Here is a 15,833-nt window from a genome sequence, read left to right as displayed (position 1 = left end):
CTACTTGGGTAGCGGGTAGGCGCTTCGATGGGATGAGAGTCGGCGAATGAGTTCCTGATGGCCGACGCTTTTGTGGCGAGGGAGCTTGCTCCCGCTGGACTGCGTAGCAGTCCCAACCGGCCGATGCGCGACCAGGATCGGGACCGCTACGCAGTCCAGCGGGAGCAAGCTCCCTCGCCACAGGTAATCTGCGTCGCGACAGGGTTACCAGGTCAGCACAGCCCCCACCGCAAAGGTGTCGGTGTCTTCGTTCTGGTCGCTGGTGTCGTGGCCGTTGATTGCGAACTGGTTGTACTCGGCCACCAGCTTGAGGTTGTCGTTGACGTCATGGAACAGCGCAACGCCGCGCGTTTCGTAGTCCGCGCCGCTGCCGACCACGCCATTGCCGTCGTCGTTGGTCTTGCCGTAGGACAAGGCCAACCGGTTCTTGCCCAGTTTGTAGGAGCCCTGCAACAGGTAACCGTCACTGTCGACATTGCGCAAGGTCGGTTCGCCGGCGTTGTTGGTGAAGAACGGGTTGATGCCCTTGGCCTGGAAGCCGGAGCCGGTGAGGGACAAGCCGCCCATTTTCGCCTGCACGCCATAGCCGACGCCTTTGGAGGTGACGGACTCGACGGTGGAATCGGTATTGTCCGAAGTCTGGTAGCTGCCGTTGACCCAGCTGTAGATCTTCGCCCCGGCGAGGTCGAACTGATAGGTGATCTCGCTTTCGGTACGCGGGTTCTCTTGGTAAGCCTTGCCTGTCGGGCTGCTGTCGTTGGTGTCCACCGGGTCCATGATCCCCACGGCCACCCGCAAACCCTCCATCACCGGCGTGCGGTAGGTGATCTGCGACGTCGGGAACGGGTACGGATAACCCGTGCCGATGTTGCCGAACGACACCCCGCCACCGTCCACCAGCCCCAGGGTATCGCTGACCTGGCCGTAACCGGCGAGCAACTCATCCAGCAGGATGTTGGAACGGGCGAACAGGCCGAAGTCCTTGCCGATCAGCACTTCGCCCCACTCCGGGTTGGCCACCGTGCCGTAGAACTGCCGCACGTCGATGGCGGTGTCGGTGCCGTTGGTTTCACTGTCGTTGATGGTCACCCAGAAGGAGGACCGGGCGCCGAGCTTGAGATCATCGATCTGCTTGCTCATGTTGAAGCCCAGGTAGTTGGGCAGAAAACCCATTTTGACCCGCGCCTGTTTCCGGTCGAACTGGTCGCCGGCACGGTCCACATCGCTGTTCACATAGAAGGCGTTGATGTAGCCGTCAGTGGAAAACGTGGTCTGGTCTTTGTCGTACAGCACGATCTCGGCTTCGGCCATCGAGCTCAAACCGAGGGTCGACAGGCTAGCGATGAAGGCAGGCAAGAAACGATGCTTGATGTTCTTATTGTTGTGCATGACGCGCTCCGCAGCGGGGGACTGGATGTCGGAGGCGATTATCGAAAGCTGACCGGCGGCGTCATACGCTGCCTTGGAGGCGGTATTGAAGTGCTTTGGAGTGGCAGGTGATGCGCGGCAAATTCGGTGTAAGACCGTCCGTCGACGAGGCCCGAAACTTTGGGTGTAGGCCTGTGGAAAGGACTGGCGTCCACAGGAACCGGTACTCGCTAGCCAGCCGCTCTAAACAGCATGTAAGCGGCGACCACGACACAGATGCTGGCGAAGCCGATCTGCAATGCCCGGGCCGGTACTCGCGCGCAAAGTCTTCGGCCAATGATCATGCCGACGATGCTCGCGACGATAAACGCCACGCCCAAACCGTCAATTCGCACCCCGGCCTGAAACGCGCCGATCACGCCGATGGCGGAAATCAGGCTGATGACCATCAAGGAAGTGGCGACGATTCCGCGCATCTGCACATCGGTCAGCTGCTTGAACGCCGGGACGATCAGGAAGCCGCCACCCACCCCGAGCAACCCGGAGACAACCCCGGTCACCGCGCCCAGTGCCGCGAGGGTCGCGGTGCACTTGGCGGTCCAGGAAAAGCGCCCGGTCTGCTGATCGAGCATGCAGTTCTTCTGGCCCCAGTTGGCGTGGCCGTGGTCGCTTGGTCCCTCGTCCTGGCGCTCACGACGCAGCATCCGCCAGGCCACCATGACCATCAGCAGGCTGAACAGAACCATCAGGATTTTTTCCGGCAACTGATGGGCGAAGTAGATGCCGACCGGCGAAAAAACCGCCCCCAGCAGGGCGATCAGCAACGCTGCGCGGTAGCGCACCAGGCCATGGCGCAACCCGTCAATGGCGCCGACAGCCGCCGCACTGCCCACCGCAAACAGTGCAACCGGTGCAGCCTGGGTCATGGTCAAACCCAACCCCAGCACCAAGGCCGGCACCGCAAGAATGCCGCCACCGGCTCCGGTCAAACCGAGTACCAACCCCATCACCACGCCAAAGAAACTTGCCAGCAACATAAAACTCTCGTGATCTGCAAAAAAGCCGGGAGCGCCCGGTATCGATGACTGACAGGATAGAGCCCGTGCAGCTTTTTTCATTAATTGAATTGATACGGGCTGGTCAGCGTAGGGAAAATGAAACTACCCTCAAGGCTTGTCCAGAAAGAAACGGCCACCATGCCCGCCTTGATTGAAGCTTTTTTAGACCCTGCCTCGTCCACCTTCAGCTACGTCATCTACGAGCACGATAGCGGGCACTGCGCCATCGTCGACCCGGTGCTCGACTACGACCCCGCCGCCGGACGAACCGCCACCACCCAGGCCGACAAGATCATCGCCTTCGTTCGCCAACATCAGCTGCACGTGCAATGGCTGCTGGAAACCCACGCCCATGCCGATCACCTGTCCGCCGCACCGTATCTGCGTCGGGAACTGGGCGGGAAGATTGCGATCGGTCAGTCGATCAGCAAGGTTCAGGGCGTGTTCAAGACCCTGTTCAATCTTGAGCCGGAGTTTCGCAGTGACGGTTCGCAGTTCGACCATCTGTTCGCGCCGGATGAATCGTTCCGCATCGGCAATCTGAAAGCCACGGCCCTGCATGTTCCCGGCCACACGCCAGCGGACATGGCTTATCTGATCGACAGCGATGTGATTCTGGTGGGCGATACGCTGTTCATGCCGGACGTGGGCACTGCTCGTTGCGACTTTCCCGGCGGCAATGCCAACCAGATGTTTGCCTCGATTCGCAAACTGCTGGCCTTCCCTGCCAGCGTTCGACTTTATGTCTGCCACGATTATCCACCCGCAGACCGCGAACCTCAGTGCATGAGCACGGTGGGCGAGCAGCGCAAAAGCAACATTCACATTCATGACGGCATTGATGAGGCAGCCTTCGTTGCCATGCGCACTGGGCGCGATGCGGGGTTGGGCATGCCGACGCTGTTGCTGCCGGCGATTCAAGTGAATGTGCGGGCGGGGAATTTGCCGCCGGCCGAGGACAATGGCGTCACTTACCTGAAGATCCCCATTAACAAACTTTAAAATCAAAAGATCGCAGCCTGCGGCAGCTCCTACATTGACAGGGTGCGACCGTGAACTTGCGGATGGCCCAAATCCTGTAGGAGCTGGCGAAGCCTGCGATCTTTTGACCTTGCCGTCAGGCCAGGGTTAACCCATTCGCCGGCAACGGCAGCGCGGTTTTATAGCGCACCTGCTTGAGCGCAAAGCTCGAACGGATGTTGGCGACTCCGGGGACTTTGGTGAGGAAGTCCATCATGAAGCGCTCCAGCGATTGAATGGTCGGCACCAACACCCGGATCAAATAGTCCGGGTCGCCGGCCATCAAATAGCACTCCATCACTTCCGGGCGATCCGAGATCGCCTCTTCGAAATGCTGCAACGCCTCTTCCACCTGTTTTTCCAGGCTCACATGAATGAACACGTTCACATGCAGCCCCAGCAACTCGGCATCCAGCAGCGTCACTTGCTCGCGAATCAGGCCCAATTCTTCCATCGCCTTGACCCGGTTGAAGCACGGGGTTGGCGACAGGTTCACCGAGCGTGCGAGGTCGGCGTTGGTGATGCGCGCGTTCTCCTGAAGGCTGTTCAAAATGCCGATATCGGTACGGTCCAGTTTGCGCATGAGACAAAACCACCTGTTTTTTATGTTTATGCAGATTTTTTATCCTCAAATGATCGCCAACGCAACGAAACAGAGAGAAATATTCTTCTTGGCCCGGCCTATGATTGTTGTAGGACAAGAATTCTTTCATCGAAGAATGACGGTCAGCTCACTACAAGAAATTCACAAGATCGAGCGTAGAAGCCATGAACCAAGCGTACGAACCGCTGCAACTGCACGTTCCCGAACCATCGGGCCGTCCTGGCTGCAAAACCGACTTCTCCTACCTGCGTCTGACCGACGCCGGCACGGTGCGCAAACCCCCAATCGACGTTGAACCAGCCGACACCGCTGATCTGGCCAAGGGCTTGATTCGCGTGCTCGATGACGAGGGCAATGCCCTCGGTCCATGGGCTGAAGGCGTACCCGCCGAGATCCTGCGTAAAGGCATGCGCGCCATGCTCAAGACGCGGATCTATGACAACCGCATGGTAGTCGCCCAGCGCCAGAAAAAAATGTCGTTCTACATGCAGAGCCTTGGCGAAGAAGCCATCGGCAGCGGCCAGGCCCTGGCACTGAACGTCGATGACATGTGCTTCCCGACGTACCGCCAGCAAAGCATTCTGATGGCGCGAGACGTGCCGCTGGTGGACCTGATCTGCCAACTGCTGTCCAACGAGCGCGATCCGCTCAAGGGCCGTCAGCTGCCGATCATGTATTCGGTCAAGGACTATGGCTTCTTCACCATTTCCGGCAACCTCGCCACTCAGTTCGTACAGGGTGTGGGCTGGGGCATGGCCTCGGCGATCAAGGGCGACACCAAAATCGCCTCGGCCTGGATCGGCGACGGCGCTACCGCTGAATCCGACTTCCACACCGCCCTCACCTTCGCCCACGTTTACCGTGCGCCAGTGATCCTCAACGTGGTCAACAACCAGTGGGCGATCTCCACGTTCCAGGCGATTGCCGGTGGTGAAGCCACTACGTTTGCCGGTCGTGGCGTCGGTTGCGGGATTGCCTCCCTGCGGGTTGATGGCAACGATTTCGTCGCGGTCTACGCCGCCTCTGCCTGGGCCGCCGAACGTGCGCGCCGCAACCTCGGCCCGACCATGATCGAATGGGTCACTTACCGCGCCGGTCCGCACTCGACTTCTGATGATCCGTCCAAATACCGTCCTGCCGACGACTGGAGCTACTTCCCGTTGGGCGACCCGATTGCACGCCTGAAGCAGCACCTGGTGAAAATCGGTCAGTGGTCCGAAGAGGAACACGTCGCCGTCAGCGCCGAACTGGAAGCCGAAGTGATCGCCGCGCAGAAAGAAGCCGAGCAGTACGGCACCCTCGCCGGCGGCCAGATTCCTAGCGCCGCAACCATGTTCGAAGACGTCTATAAAGAGATGCCGGAGCACTTGAAGCGCCAGCGTCAAGAGTTGGGGATCTGACATGAACGATCACAACAACAAAATCGAGTTGGAAACCGCCATGACCACGACCACCATGACCATGATCCAGGCCCTGCGCTCGGCCATGGATGTGATGCTTGAGCGTGACGACAACGTCGTGGTGTTCGGCCAGGACGTGGGCTACTTCGGCGGCGTGTTCCGTTGCACCGAAGGCCTGCAGAACAAGTACGGCACTTCCCGGGTGTTCGACGCACCGATCTCCGAAAGCGGCATCGTCGGCGTGGCCGTGGGCATGGGTGCCTACGGCCTGCGTCCGGTGGCCGAGATTCAGTTCGCCGATTACGTTTACCCGGCATCGGACCAGATCATTTCCGAAGCCGCCCGCCTGCGTTATCGCTCGGCCGGCGAGTTCACCGCACCGATGACCCTGCGCATGCCTTGCGGCGGCGGTATCTACGGCGGCCAGACCCACAGCCAAAGTATTGAAGCGATGTTCACCCAGGTCTGCGGTCTGCGCACGGTCATGCCGTCCAACCCGTACGATGCCAAAGGCTTGCTGATCGCCTCCATCGAAAACGATGACCCGGTGATCTTCCTCGAGCCAAAACGCCTGTACAACGGCCCGTTCGACGGTCACCACGACCGTCCGGTAACCCCGTGGTCGAAACACCCGGCCGCCCAAGTGCCGGACGGTTATTACACCGTGCCGCTGGACGTTGCCGCTATCGCGCGTCCGGGCAAGGACGTGACCATCCTGACTTACGGCACCACCGTTTACGTGTCGCAAGTGGCGGCTGAAGAAACCGGTATCGACGCTGAAGTCATCGACCTGCGCAGCCTGTGGCCGCTGGACCTGGACACCATCGTCAAGTCGGTGAAGAAAACCGGCCGTTGCGTGATCGTTCACGAAGCGACCCGCACTTGCGGTTTCGGCGCCGAACTGGTCGCCCTGGTGCAAGAGCACTGCTTCCACTACCTGGAAGCGCCTATCGAACGCGTCACCGGTTGGGACACTCCCTACCCGCACGCACAAGAGTGGGCGTATTTCCCTGGTCCGTCCCGAGTGGGCGCGGCTTTGCATCGGGTTATGGAGGTCTGAATGGGCACGCACGTTATTAAAATGCCGGACATTGGTGAAGGCATTGCAGAAGTTGAATTGTCGGTATGGCACGTCAAAGTCGGCGACATGGTCGTCGAAGATCAGGTACTCGCCGATGTCATGACCGACAAGGCGATGGTCGACATCCCGTCGCCGGTGAACGGCAAGGTGATTGCGCTGGGCGGTGTGCCCGGCGAAGTCATGGCGGTTGGCAGCATCCTGATCAGCATTGAAGTCGAAGGCGCGGGCAACGTTAAAGAGTCGGCCCAGCCTGCACCCGTTAAAGAAGCGCCGGTTGTGGCGCCGAAAGTTGCAGCTGCTGTTGAAAGCAAACCGGTCGCCGCTGCAGCGCCGCGTCCGGCCGCTGTCTGCCAAGGCCCGATGGTTGCTCGCGAAGCTGATGAGCGTCCTCTGGCCTCCCCAGCCGTGCGCAAACATGCGCTGGACCTCGGTATCCAGTTGCGTCTGGTGCGTGGCACCGGCCCTGCCGGTCGCGTGCTGCACGAAGACCTCGACGCCTATCTGGCGCAGGGTCAGCAACCGCAATCCACCGCTGCCGCCGCTTACGCCCAACGTAACGACGAAGAACAGATCCCGGTCATCGGCATGCGCCGCAAGATTGCCCAGCGCATGCAGGACGCCACTCAGCGCGCCGCTCACTTCAGTTACGTCGAAGAAATCGACGTCACCGCCGTGGAAGAACTGCGCGCTCATCTGAACGAAAAACACGGCGCGACCCGCGGCAAGCTGACCTTGCTGCCGTTCCTGGTCCGCGCATTGGTCGTCGCCCTGCGCGATTTCCCGCAGATCAATGCCCGTTACGACGACGAAGCCCAGGTCATCACGCGCCTTGGTGCAGTGCATGTCGGCGTCGCCACCCAAGCCGACATCGGTTTGATGGTGCCGGTGGTCCGTCACGCCGAAACCCGCAGCTTGTGGGACAGCGCTCAGGAAATTTCTCGCCTCGCTACCGCTGCCCGTAATGGCAAGGCCAGCCGCGATGAGCTGTCCGGCTCGACCATCACCCTGACCAGCCTCGGCGCCTTGGGCGGTATCGTCAGCACCCCGGTGCTGAACCTGCCGGAAGTGGCGATTGTCGGCGTCAACAAAATCGTCGAACGCCCGATGGTCGTCAAAGGCCAGATCGTGATTCGCAAGATGATGAACCTCTCCAGCTCCTTCGATCACCGCGTGGTCGATGGCATGGACGCGGCGCAATTCATCCAGGCCATTCGTGGCTTGCTCGAACAACCCGCCACCCTGTTTGTGGAGTAAGGCATGCAACAGTCTTTGAACACCACGCTACTGATCATCGGCGGCGGCCCTGGCGGCTATGTAACGGCGATTCGTGCCGGTCAGCTGGGCATCTCGACCATTCTGGTTGAAGGCGAATCCTTAGGCGGTACCTGCCTGAACATCGGCTGTATTCCGTCCAAGGCGTTGATCCACGTTGCCGAACAGTTTCACCAGACGCAGCACCACAGCCAACACTCGGCGCTGGGCATCAGCGTGTCGGCGCCGACCCTGGACATCAGCAAAAGTGTCGAGTGGAAGGACGGCATCGTCGATCGCCTGACCACGGGCGTTTCGGCGCTACTGAAAAAGAACAAAATCCAGGTTATTCAAGGTTTTGCGAAAGTTATCGATGGTAAAACCGTAGAAGTCGGCGACACGCGCATTCAGTGCGAGCACCTGGTGCTTGCCACCGGCTCGAAAAGCGTGAACCTGCCGATGCTGCCGATTGGCGGCCCGATCATCTCCTCCACCGAAGCCCTGGCGCCGACCTCCGTGCCGAAACGGCTGATCGTGGTCGGTGGCGGTTACATCGGTCTGGAGCTGGGGATTGCCTATCGCAAGCTCGGCGCCGACGTCAGCGTGGTCGAGGCCCAGGATCGCATCCTGCCAGCCTACGACGCCGAACTGACGCAGCCTGTGCATGACGAACTGAAGAAACTCGGCATAAAGCTTTACTTGAAGCACAGCGTTCAAGGCTTTGATTCTGCTAGTAATACACTGCAAGTGCTTGACCCGAACGGCGACACCCTGAACCTGGAAACCGACCAGGTGCTGGTGGCCGTTGGCCGCAAACCGAACACCCAGGGTTGGAACCTCGAAGGTTTGAACCTGGACATGAACGGCTCGGCGATCAAGATCGACAACCGCTGCCAGACCAGCATGCGCAACGTGTATGCCATCGGCGACGTGAGCGGCGAACCGATGCTCGCGCACCGGGCCATGGCTCAGGGCGAGATGGTTGCCGAACTGATCAGCGGTAAATCCCGTGAGTTCAACCCGACCGCCATCGCCGCCGTGTGCTTTACCGACCCGGAACTGGTGGTCGTCGGCAAGACACCGGACGACGTCAAGGCTGCGGGTCTTGACTGCATCGTTTCCAGCTTCCCGTTTGCGGCCAACGGTCGGGCGATGACTTTGGAATCGAAAAGCGGCTTCGTGCGGGTCGTGGCGCGGCGTGACAATCATGTGATTGTCGGCTGGCAGGCGGTCGGTGTGGGTGTGTCGGAATTGTCGACGGCGTTCGGTCAGAGCCTGGAAATGGGCGCACGGCTGGAAGACATTGCAGGCACCATCCACGCGCATCCGACGCTCGGCGAAGCTGTTCAAGAAGCGGCGTTGCGTGCGCTTGGGCATGCGCTGCATCTGTAACTCAGGGGATTGATGGGGTCAGTGATGGCCTCATCGCGAGCAAGCTCGCTCCCACAGGGGATTTGTGGTGTTTGTAGATTTCAAGGCAGACCCGGATCAAGTGTGGGAGCGAGCTTGCTCGCGATTTTCGCAGGCGACACAATTTATCTGCCAATCAGCCGATAGTCCGGCTGCGAAACCACCTCGGAATGAAGTATTGTTGTCCCCATCCAGAAAAACGTCAGAAGCCTTGAACCGTTTCGGCGGTTGTTAAGTGATAGAGGGTGTCATGGGTAACGAAAGCATCAATTGGGACAAGTTGGGTTTTGACTACATCAAGACAGACAAGCGCTATCTGTCGCACTGGCGTAATGGCGAGTGGGACAAAGGCACCCTGACCGAAGACAATGTGCTGCACATCAGCGAAGGCTCTACTGCCCTTCACTATGGCCAGCAATGCTTCGAGGGCCTGAAGGCCTATCGTTGCAAGGACGGTTCGATCAACCTGTTCCGCCCGGATCAGAACGCCGCACGCATGCAACGTAGCTGCGCGCGCCTGCTGATGCCACAGGTGTCCACCGAGCAGTTCGTCGAAGCCTGCAAGGAAGTGGTCCGCGCCAACGAGCGTTTCATCCCGCCTTACGGCACCGGTGGCGCGCTGTACCTGCGTCCGTTCGTGATCGGCGTGGGTGACAACATCGGCGTGCGTACCGCCCCCGAGTTCATCTTCTCGATCTTCGCCATTCCGGTCGGAGCCTACTTCAAGGGCGGCCTGACCCCGCACAACTTCCTGATCTCCAGCTACGACCGCGCCGCCCCACAAGGCACCGGTGCAGCCAAGGTCGGTGGTAACTACGCGGCCAGCCTGATGCCAGGTTCCCAGGCCAAGAAAGCCCACTTCGCCGACTGCATCTACCTGGACCCGATGACCCACACGAAAATCGAAGAAGTCGGTTCGGCCAACTTCTTCGGGATCACCCACGACAACAAGTTCGTGACCCCGAACTCGCCGTCGGTCCTGCCGGGCATCACCCGTCTGTCGTTGATCGAGCTGGCAAAATCGCGTCTGGGCCTGGAAGTGGTTGAAGGTGACGTGTTCATCGACAAGCTGTCCGACTTCAAGGAAGCCGGCGCTTGCGGTACTGCTGCGGTGATCACCCCGATCGGCGGCATCAGCTACAACGACAAACTGCACGTGTTCCACAGCGAAACCGAAGTCGGCCCAGTCACCCAGAAGCTCTACAAAGAGCTGACCGGTGTGCAGACCGGCGACATCGAAGCGCCAGCGGGTTGGATCGTCAAGGTTTGATTTGACGGGGCCTGATCCCAAGCGGCACATAGCCCATCCATCGCTTTGGCGATGGGTGGGTTTTTTATTGCCAAAAGAATGGCTATTCAGGGTCCGTACCCATTCCATGGCTCACTTGTTAAACTAATCCATTTTTCAGAGCCGTAAGGCTAGGGGCTGCGCCGTGAATTTAGAAACTTTGACGACGCATTGGAAATCGGAAGTTTCAAACAAGAAAAAACCGGGAAGTCACATCGGCCTGATAACCAACATTCTTAAACGAACCAGAAAGAACAATACGCTTAGATACTTGTTTTTATTTAGACTTGCGCAGTATTTAAATGCTCGAAAAGGTTTGTTCCGCGTTTATGCGAAACGATTGGAAAGGAAGATCAATCTGAAGTACGGGGTTGAAATAAGTATTGATGCCAAAATAGGGCCCGGCTTTCGTATCGGCCATTTGCCTGGGATCGTCATCACTGGTTATGTTCAGATCGGCCGAAATTTCTTTATCCGTCAAAATACCACCATTGGCATAAAAACCATGGGGTTACCTGAATATGACCTCAAGATCGGCGATAACGTAAGTGTTGGAGCAAATAGTTGCATCATCGCGGACACCCTCTCAATTGGTGATAACGTTACTATCGGGGCGATGTCCTTCGTCAATAAAAACATTCCTGAAGGCGCTACTTTTTATAACGCCCGATAATCGTTCAATAACATCAAGAACCTGCTAGTGAGTGCTCATCCTCAGCAATGCGGACAAACAACCACTCCACAAACACCCGTGTCTGCACCGTCACGTCCGGCGCAACACCGTAGTAATAACGCGGCAACGGCATCCGCAACTCGGGCAACGGGCAAATCAGACGACCGCTCGAGAGATGGGTGCCCAGCAAAGAGGTCGGGCACAAGGCAATGCCCTGTCCTTCCACCGCGGCCTCAAGCACCAGGTGCATGTGATCAAACTGCCGGGTGACCTGAGTGGCTGACTGGGATTGGCCAAAATGCAGGGCCCAGTTGTGCCAATCTTCGCGACGCGCCTTGGCGGTCAGTAACGTGTGCTGGCTCAGGGACGCGAGGTCCTCAAGGGCCAGGCGTTCGATCAGCGAAGGCGCCGCAACCAGCAACAGTTCGTCTTCGAAAAGCGCTCGCGCCTCAATCGCCGGCGCCCAATCGTCACGACCACGGCGAATGACGATGTCGAACCCGTCGCGCGCATGATCGGGTGCCTGGGTTTGGGTAATCACTTGCGGTTTGATGTCCGGGTGCTGCGCAATGAAATCCTCCAGTCTGGGCGCTAGCCAAAGCATCGCAAAAGATGGACGGACATTGATCTTCACGGTCGGCAGCGAGGCGTGCTGCTTGAGTTCAGCCGCGGCGTTGGCGATCTGCGCCAGCCCGGCACTGACCTGCTCATAAAAACGCTGACCGGCCGGCGTCAGCACCGATTGACGGACACGCCGCTCGAACAGCAGCACGCCCAGGTGTTCCTCAAGCAATTTGATATGCCGGCTGACGGCACTGTGACTGACATGCAGCTCTTCGGCCGCCAGGCTGAAACTTTGATGGCGAGCAGCAACGGCGAAGGCGCGAACAGCATTAAGCGGTGGTAGTGGATTTGTCATACGTCTAATTTAGTCACATATGCAGCGCAATTAAAGCGTTTGTCACGCCCACGTCGCCACGCCAATCTGCCCGCACGCAGCCAGCGCCACCTGACGGAGCAAGACATGAACAGCTACGGACTCTTCCTACTTTTCGCCACCCTGACCATTTTGAGTCCAGGGCCTGGCGTGGTCCTGACCCTGTCCAACGCGGTGCGCCACGGCTGGACGGGGGCAGTGCCAGGCATTTTGGGGATCGCGTCGGGTGCGTTTATCGTCGCCGCCATCAGCGCCACCAGTGTCGGCCTGATCCTCAGCACCTCCGCCAACGCCTTCACCGCATTGAAATATGCCGGGGCTGCCTATTTGTTGTACCTGGGTTACAAAAGCTGGCGTTCGGCTGGTTTCAACACGCTGCTTGAAACACGCCCCTCAAGCCCAGGCTACCGCTTCCTTGAAGCGGCTTCGATCCAGTTTTTGAACCCCAAGGCTGTGTTTTTCTTTCTGGCAGTGTTCCCGCAATTCATCGACACCTCGGCGCACTTCTCCACCCAGTTCTTCAAGTTGGTGGCCTCCTACGCCGTACTGGTGATTCTGGTGCATGGCAGCTATGCGTTGCTCGCCAATGCTGCCAAAGGCTGGTTGTCGAGCCCGAAGGGTTCCTGGCTGGCGGCGAAAGTCTCGGGCGTGACCTTCGCCGGCTTCGGCGTGCTGATGGCCTCGGCCAGTCGCTAAGGCGCAGAACTGGCGATCGCGCGACGCCGGGTCTCGGTGGACGCGGGTTGTGCTGCCGATACCTGAACCGGCAGTTCAACGGCGAACCGGCTGCTGAGTTCCTTTCGCCCCGTCGCGGTCAACGCCAGCGCGCGGCTGTCCAGGTCCTGAGTCACCCATTTGCGTTTGATCGCCGTTTGCAACAACGCCGCCCCCAACGAGCCGCCCAGATGCGGCCGACGCATGCTCCAGTCCAGGCACGGGCAGGCGAAGCGGCGGCGCAGCGTGCTCAAGTCCTTGACCTCGATACCCAACCCTTCAAACAACGCCTCACCGCTGTCGCTTAGCTGATAGACCTGTTCATCGGTTTCCAGCAGCCATCCCGCTTCGATCATCCGGTCATGCAGCAGCACCGCCAACGTGCCGGCCATGTGGTCGTAGCAAGTGCGGGCGAATTGCAGGCGATCCGGGGTACGCGAATTGAAGGTCGGCGCAGCGCTCTGGCCGATCACCATCAACGCTTCCAGCGCCTGGGCGACGCGCTTGTCCGTCAGGCTGTAATAGCGATGTCGGCCCTGCACGTGCAGCCGCACCAGCGCCAATTCCTTGAGTTTGGCCAGGTGCGCGCTGGCGGTGGAGGCGCTGACTTCGGCAATCGCCGCCAACTCGGTGCTGGTGCGGGCGTGGCCGTCCATCAGCGAACAGAGAATTTTCGTCCGGGCTGGTTCCGCGATCGCCGCAGCCACCTGAGAGACGCCGATGTCGTGCTGTTCTACGTTCATATTTCGCTCCCGGACGAATCAAGGCCCTTTTGGACTGGAGATAGTAGCAACACTTTTCCAACCACAAACAAGGCTGCGACCCATGGACCCGATCATCGCTGCGACTCATGCCGATCCTTATCCCTATTACGCGCAACTGCGCGCGGAGGGCGGGCTGGTTTTTCACCAAGGACTGGACGTTTGGGTGGCGAGTAGCGCCCGAGCCGTGGCGGCCGTGCTGGCGCACCCTGACTGTCATGTCCGACCGTCCCACGAACCGGTGCCCAAGGCGATTGTTGGCGGGATGGCCGGCAAGGTCTTTGGTCAGTTGATGCGGATGAATGAGGGCGAACGGCAGCGTTGCCCAAGGTCGGCGATTCAACCAGGGTTGGCGTCGATTGATGCAGATGAAGTCAATGCGCTGGTCGGCGCTCGCCTGATCACTCCGGGCGCCGATGGGTTGTACAAGGCGATGTTCCGCGGGCCGGTTTGCGTGGTGGCTGCATTGCTCGGGTTCTCTCCGGCTCAGGGTCGGGCTATCAGCGAGCTGACGGGGGACTTCGTCGCGTGCCTTTCGCCCCTTGGCGATCAGGCGCAACGGGATGCAGCGCATGTTGCGGCGGAACACTTGAGCGGCTATTTCGTTGAGTTGCTGGATGACCCGAGCAATCAGAGCGCCCTGCTCGCCGGGATCCGCCAGCGCTTCGCGGCAACAGCTGGCGACTCTGAGACGTTGATCGCCAACCTGATCGGGCTGTTTTCCCAGACCTATGAAGCCACCGCCGGGCTGATCGGCAATGCGCTGTTGGCGTTGATTCGGAACCCGTCGTTGCGCAGCGAATCGACACCCGTTGACGACTTGATCGCTGAAGTTCAGCGCTTCGATCCGTCGGTGCAGAACACCCGCCGGTTTGTCGCGGCGCCGTGTGAAATCGAGGGTATAAGTCTGAATACTGGCGACGTGATTCTGGTGTTGCTGGCCTCGGCCAATCGCGATCCACAGCTCAATGACCATCCCGACGTCTTTCTTCTTGATCGTCCGGACCGGCGCAGCTTCACCTTTGGGGCTGGGCGGCATCAATGTCCGGGGCAGACATTGGCCCTAAGCATTGCCAGCGCTACGTTGAGGGAGATTCTGGCAATGAGACCCGCGCTAGACCAATTGGAATGGCACTACCGCCCTTCCCTCAACGGCCGCATTCCGCTATTCAGCGACCGCGTCATCGTTCATCGCGAGCAAGCTCGCTCCCACAGTTGATGGGTGTCGCACACAGTATTCGTGATCGACAAGAATCCCCTGTGGGAGCGAGCTTGCTCGCGAAGGCGGCCTGACAAACGATGCTTTCTTTTGATGCGCCGAAACCTATCGAATCCCTGCTGAAAAATCCGCATCCGCAACGGTCACGCCAGTCGCTGCGCAACAAAATCGATAAAGGCTTTCAACTTGGGCAGTGATTTTCGCGAGCGTGGATAAACCATCTGTACCGGCTTGGGCGGTGGCGCGTAGGCGTCCAGGATCCGCACGAGTTCACCTTTGGCCAACGCAGCCGACACCAGGAAATCGGGCTGCATCAGAATCCCCTCTCCGGCCACGGCCGCCTGCAGCAGCACTTGGCCGTCATTGCTTTTCAGCACCGCTCCTTCGGGCCAGGGAACCTCGCTGGCGCCGTTTTGCAAAGGCCAGGCAAACCGGTTGTTCCAGGACGTGTGGGTGAGGATTCTGTGTCGGTGCAGGTCTTCGGGGGATTGGGGTTCCTGCCATTTTTCCAGATACCGGGGCGATGCGCAGATCACCATTCGATACGGTGGCAATGGCTTGGCCAGCAGGTTCACGCCGATCAGTTCGGAGATCCTGAACGCCAGATCGAATGACGTCTCGTACAGGTCCACCACTTCGTTGCTCAGAATCAGCTCGACCTGGATTTGCGGATAACACTGCATGAACTCCGACACCAGAGGACCGACCAATGCCACGCCGAGGGTCATCGGCGCGGTGATTCGCAACAGGCCACTGGGCTCTGGGCTCGACGCCTCCACCCGGCTGAACGCGTACTTCACCTGCTCCAGTGCTCGCTTGGCTTCTTCATAAAACAACCGCCCTTCCCCGGTGATGGATTGGCGTCGGGTGGTGCGTTGAATGAGCTGGGTGTTGAGGGTTTTCTCCAGGCTCTGGATATGCCGTCCAACCATGACCGCCGACATCCCGATGTCACTGGCCGCATCGGCAAAGCTGCCCGCCTCGACCACGGCGACGAAAACTTCCATTTGCCTGAGTTTGCTCATGACCATGCCTTGTGAAGGGAGGAA

General features: G+C 59.4%; 15 protein-coding genes. 9 read left to right on the top strand and 6 right to left on the bottom strand.

Translation table 11 applies throughout. The features are described from left to right. Positions 1–204: 204 nt before the first annotated feature. Both ACA079_RS13865 and ACA079_RS13860 read right to left on the bottom strand, forming a co-directional pair. Positions 205–1,389: a porin gene (locus ACA079_RS13865; RefSeq protein ID WP_497703947.1), complete on the bottom strand. Its 1,185-nt coding sequence runs from the start codon at positions 1,387–1,389 to the stop codon at positions 205–207. A 209-nt stretch (positions 1,390–1,598) separates the two neighbouring features. After that, positions 1,599–2,405, bottom strand: a complete 807-nt coding sequence (locus ACA079_RS13860) for a sulfite exporter TauE/SafE family protein (protein ID WP_497703946.1) — start codon at positions 2,403–2,405, stop codon at positions 1,599–1,601. A gap of 159 nt (positions 2,406–2,564) precedes the next feature. Between ACA079_RS13860 and ACA079_RS13855 the strand changes: the two genes are divergently transcribed. Next, the gene (locus ACA079_RS13855; RefSeq protein ID WP_497703945.1) at positions 2,565–3,428 is read left to right on the top strand and encodes an MBL fold metallo-hydrolase; all 864 of its coding nucleotides are present in this window, start codon (positions 2,565–2,567) and stop codon (positions 3,426–3,428) included. Between the two features lie 115 nt (positions 3,429–3,543). Here ACA079_RS13855 and bkdR read toward each other — a convergent pair whose 3' ends face one another. After that, a complete protein-coding gene (bkdR, locus tag ACA079_RS13850; RefSeq protein ID WP_046048920.1) occupies positions 3,544–4,029 on the bottom strand; it encodes a Bkd operon transcriptional regulator BkdR in 486 nt (161 codons plus the stop codon). 185 nt (positions 4,030–4,214) lie between these two features. On the opposite strand from bkdR, the gene ACA079_RS13845 reads away from it, so the two are divergent. The 6 genes from ACA079_RS13845 (at position 4,215) to ACA079_RS13820 (ending at position 11,153) form a co-directional block, all read left to right on the top strand. Beyond that, the gene (locus ACA079_RS13845) at positions 4,215–5,450 is read left to right on the top strand and encodes a 3-methyl-2-oxobutanoate dehydrogenase (2-methylpropanoyl-transferring) subunit alpha (protein ID WP_415768721.1); all 1,236 of its coding nucleotides are present in this window, start codon (positions 4,215–4,217) and stop codon (positions 5,448–5,450) included. A 1-nt stretch (position 5,451) separates the two neighbouring features. Further along, a complete protein-coding gene (locus ACA079_RS13840; RefSeq protein ID WP_007895121.1) occupies positions 5,452–6,510 on the top strand; it encodes an alpha-ketoacid dehydrogenase subunit beta in 1,059 nt (352 codons plus the stop codon). Continuing rightward, on the top strand, positions 6,511–7,785 hold the full coding sequence (locus tag ACA079_RS13835; RefSeq protein WP_497703944.1) for a dihydrolipoamide acetyltransferase family protein: 1,275 nt from the start codon (positions 6,511–6,513) through the stop codon (positions 7,783–7,785). A 3-nt stretch (positions 7,786–7,788) separates the two neighbouring features. After that, positions 7,789–9,174 carry a dihydrolipoyl dehydrogenase gene (gene lpdA, locus ACA079_RS13830; RefSeq protein WP_497703943.1) on the top strand — a complete coding sequence of 462 codons (1,386 nt, stop codon included), beginning with the start codon at positions 7,789–7,791 and terminating at the stop codon, positions 9,172–9,174. Positions 9,175–9,442: 268 nt separating this feature from the next. Continuing rightward, the gene (locus tag ACA079_RS13825; protein WP_076031364.1) at positions 9,443–10,462 is read left to right on the top strand and encodes a branched-chain amino acid aminotransferase; all 1,020 of its coding nucleotides are present in this window, start codon (positions 9,443–9,445) and stop codon (positions 10,460–10,462) included. Positions 10,463–10,625: 163 nt separating this feature from the next. Then, on the top strand, positions 10,626–11,153 hold the full coding sequence (locus ACA079_RS13820) for a serine acetyltransferase (RefSeq protein WP_497703942.1): 528 nt from the start codon (positions 10,626–10,628) through the stop codon (positions 11,151–11,153). A 13-nt stretch (positions 11,154–11,166) separates the two neighbouring features. Here ACA079_RS13820 and ACA079_RS13815 read toward each other — a convergent pair whose 3' ends face one another. Further along, positions 11,167–12,072, bottom strand: a complete 906-nt coding sequence (locus tag ACA079_RS13815) for a LysR substrate-binding domain-containing protein (protein ID WP_497703941.1) — start codon at positions 12,070–12,072, stop codon at positions 11,167–11,169. A 105-nt stretch (positions 12,073–12,177) separates the two neighbouring features. On the opposite strand from ACA079_RS13815, the gene ACA079_RS13810 reads away from it, so the two are divergent. Continuing rightward, positions 12,178–12,786 (top strand): LysE family translocator, encoded by a 609-nt coding sequence (locus ACA079_RS13810; RefSeq protein WP_497703940.1) that lies wholly within the window; start codon positions 12,178–12,180, stop codon positions 12,784–12,786. Here the strand turns inward: ACA079_RS13810 and ACA079_RS13805 are convergent. Continuing rightward, the gene (locus tag ACA079_RS13805; RefSeq protein ID WP_497703939.1) at positions 12,783–13,547 is read right to left on the bottom strand and encodes an ArsR/SmtB family transcription factor; all 765 of its coding nucleotides are present in this window, start codon (positions 13,545–13,547) and stop codon (positions 12,783–12,785) included. The two genes, ACA079_RS13810 and ACA079_RS13805, sit on opposite strands and share 4 nt — an antisense overlap. A gap of 82 nt (positions 13,548–13,629) precedes the next feature. Here ACA079_RS13805 and ACA079_RS13800 point away from each other — a divergent pair, with 82 nt between their 5' ends. Continuing rightward, positions 13,630–14,784, top strand: a complete 1,155-nt coding sequence (locus ACA079_RS13800) for a cytochrome P450 (protein WP_497703938.1) — start codon at positions 13,630–13,632, stop codon at positions 14,782–14,784. Positions 14,785–14,927: 143 nt separating this feature from the next. Here the strand turns inward: ACA079_RS13800 and ACA079_RS13795 are convergent, their stop codons facing one another. Beyond that, on the bottom strand, positions 14,928–15,809 hold the full coding sequence (locus tag ACA079_RS13795) for a LysR substrate-binding domain-containing protein (protein ID WP_497703937.1): 882 nt from the start codon (positions 15,807–15,809) through the stop codon (positions 14,928–14,930). Between the last annotated feature and the right edge of the window lie 24 nt (positions 15,810–15,833).

This window comes from Pseudomonas sp. LBUM1645 (genome assembly GCF_059716185.1).
Note: the sequence above shows the minus strand (reverse complement) of the source record. Positions and strands in the feature narration are given on the sequence as shown.

Excerpts from the sequence above, each read along its gene's own strand:
- ACA079_RS13845 (WP_415768721.1), top strand. The coding sequence starts at position 4,215 with ATGAACCAAGCGTACGAACCGCTGCAACTGCACGTTCCCGAACCATCG.
- ACA079_RS13835 (WP_497703944.1), top strand. The coding sequence starts at position 6,511 with ATGGGCACGCACGTTATTAAAATGCCGGACATTGGTGAAGGCATTGCA.
- ACA079_RS13815 (WP_497703941.1), bottom strand. The coding sequence starts at position 12,072 with ATGACAAATCCACTACCACCGCTTAATGCTGTTCGCGCCTTCGCCGTT.
- bkdR (WP_046048920.1), bottom strand. The coding sequence starts at position 4,029 with ATGCGCAAACTGGACCGTACCGATATCGGCATTTTGAACAGCCTTCAG.
- ACA079_RS13860 (WP_497703946.1), bottom strand. The coding sequence starts at position 2,405 with ATGTTGCTGGCAAGTTTCTTTGGCGTGGTGATGGGGTTGGTACTCGGT.
- ACA079_RS13840 (WP_007895121.1), top strand. The coding sequence starts at position 5,452 with ATGAACGATCACAACAACAAAATCGAGTTGGAAACCGCCATGACCACG.
- ACA079_RS13800 (WP_497703938.1), top strand. The coding sequence starts at position 13,630 with ATGGACCCGATCATCGCTGCGACTCATGCCGATCCTTATCCCTATTAC.
- ACA079_RS13825 (WP_076031364.1), top strand. The coding sequence starts at position 9,443 with ATGGGTAACGAAAGCATCAATTGGGACAAGTTGGGTTTTGACTACATC.
- lpdA (WP_497703943.1), top strand. The coding sequence starts at position 7,789 with ATGCAACAGTCTTTGAACACCACGCTACTGATCATCGGCGGCGGCCCT.
- ACA079_RS13810 (WP_497703940.1), top strand. The coding sequence starts at position 12,178 with ATGAACAGCTACGGACTCTTCCTACTTTTCGCCACCCTGACCATTTTG.
- ACA079_RS13795 (WP_497703937.1), bottom strand. The coding sequence starts at position 15,809 with ATGAGCAAACTCAGGCAAATGGAAGTTTTCGTCGCCGTGGTCGAGGCG.
- ACA079_RS13805 (WP_497703939.1), bottom strand. The coding sequence starts at position 13,547 with ATGAACGTAGAACAGCACGACATCGGCGTCTCTCAGGTGGCTGCGGCG.
- ACA079_RS13865 (WP_497703947.1), bottom strand. The coding sequence starts at position 1,389 with ATGCACAACAATAAGAACATCAAGCATCGTTTCTTGCCTGCCTTCATC.
- ACA079_RS13855 (WP_497703945.1), top strand. The coding sequence starts at position 2,565 with ATGCCCGCCTTGATTGAAGCTTTTTTAGACCCTGCCTCGTCCACCTTC.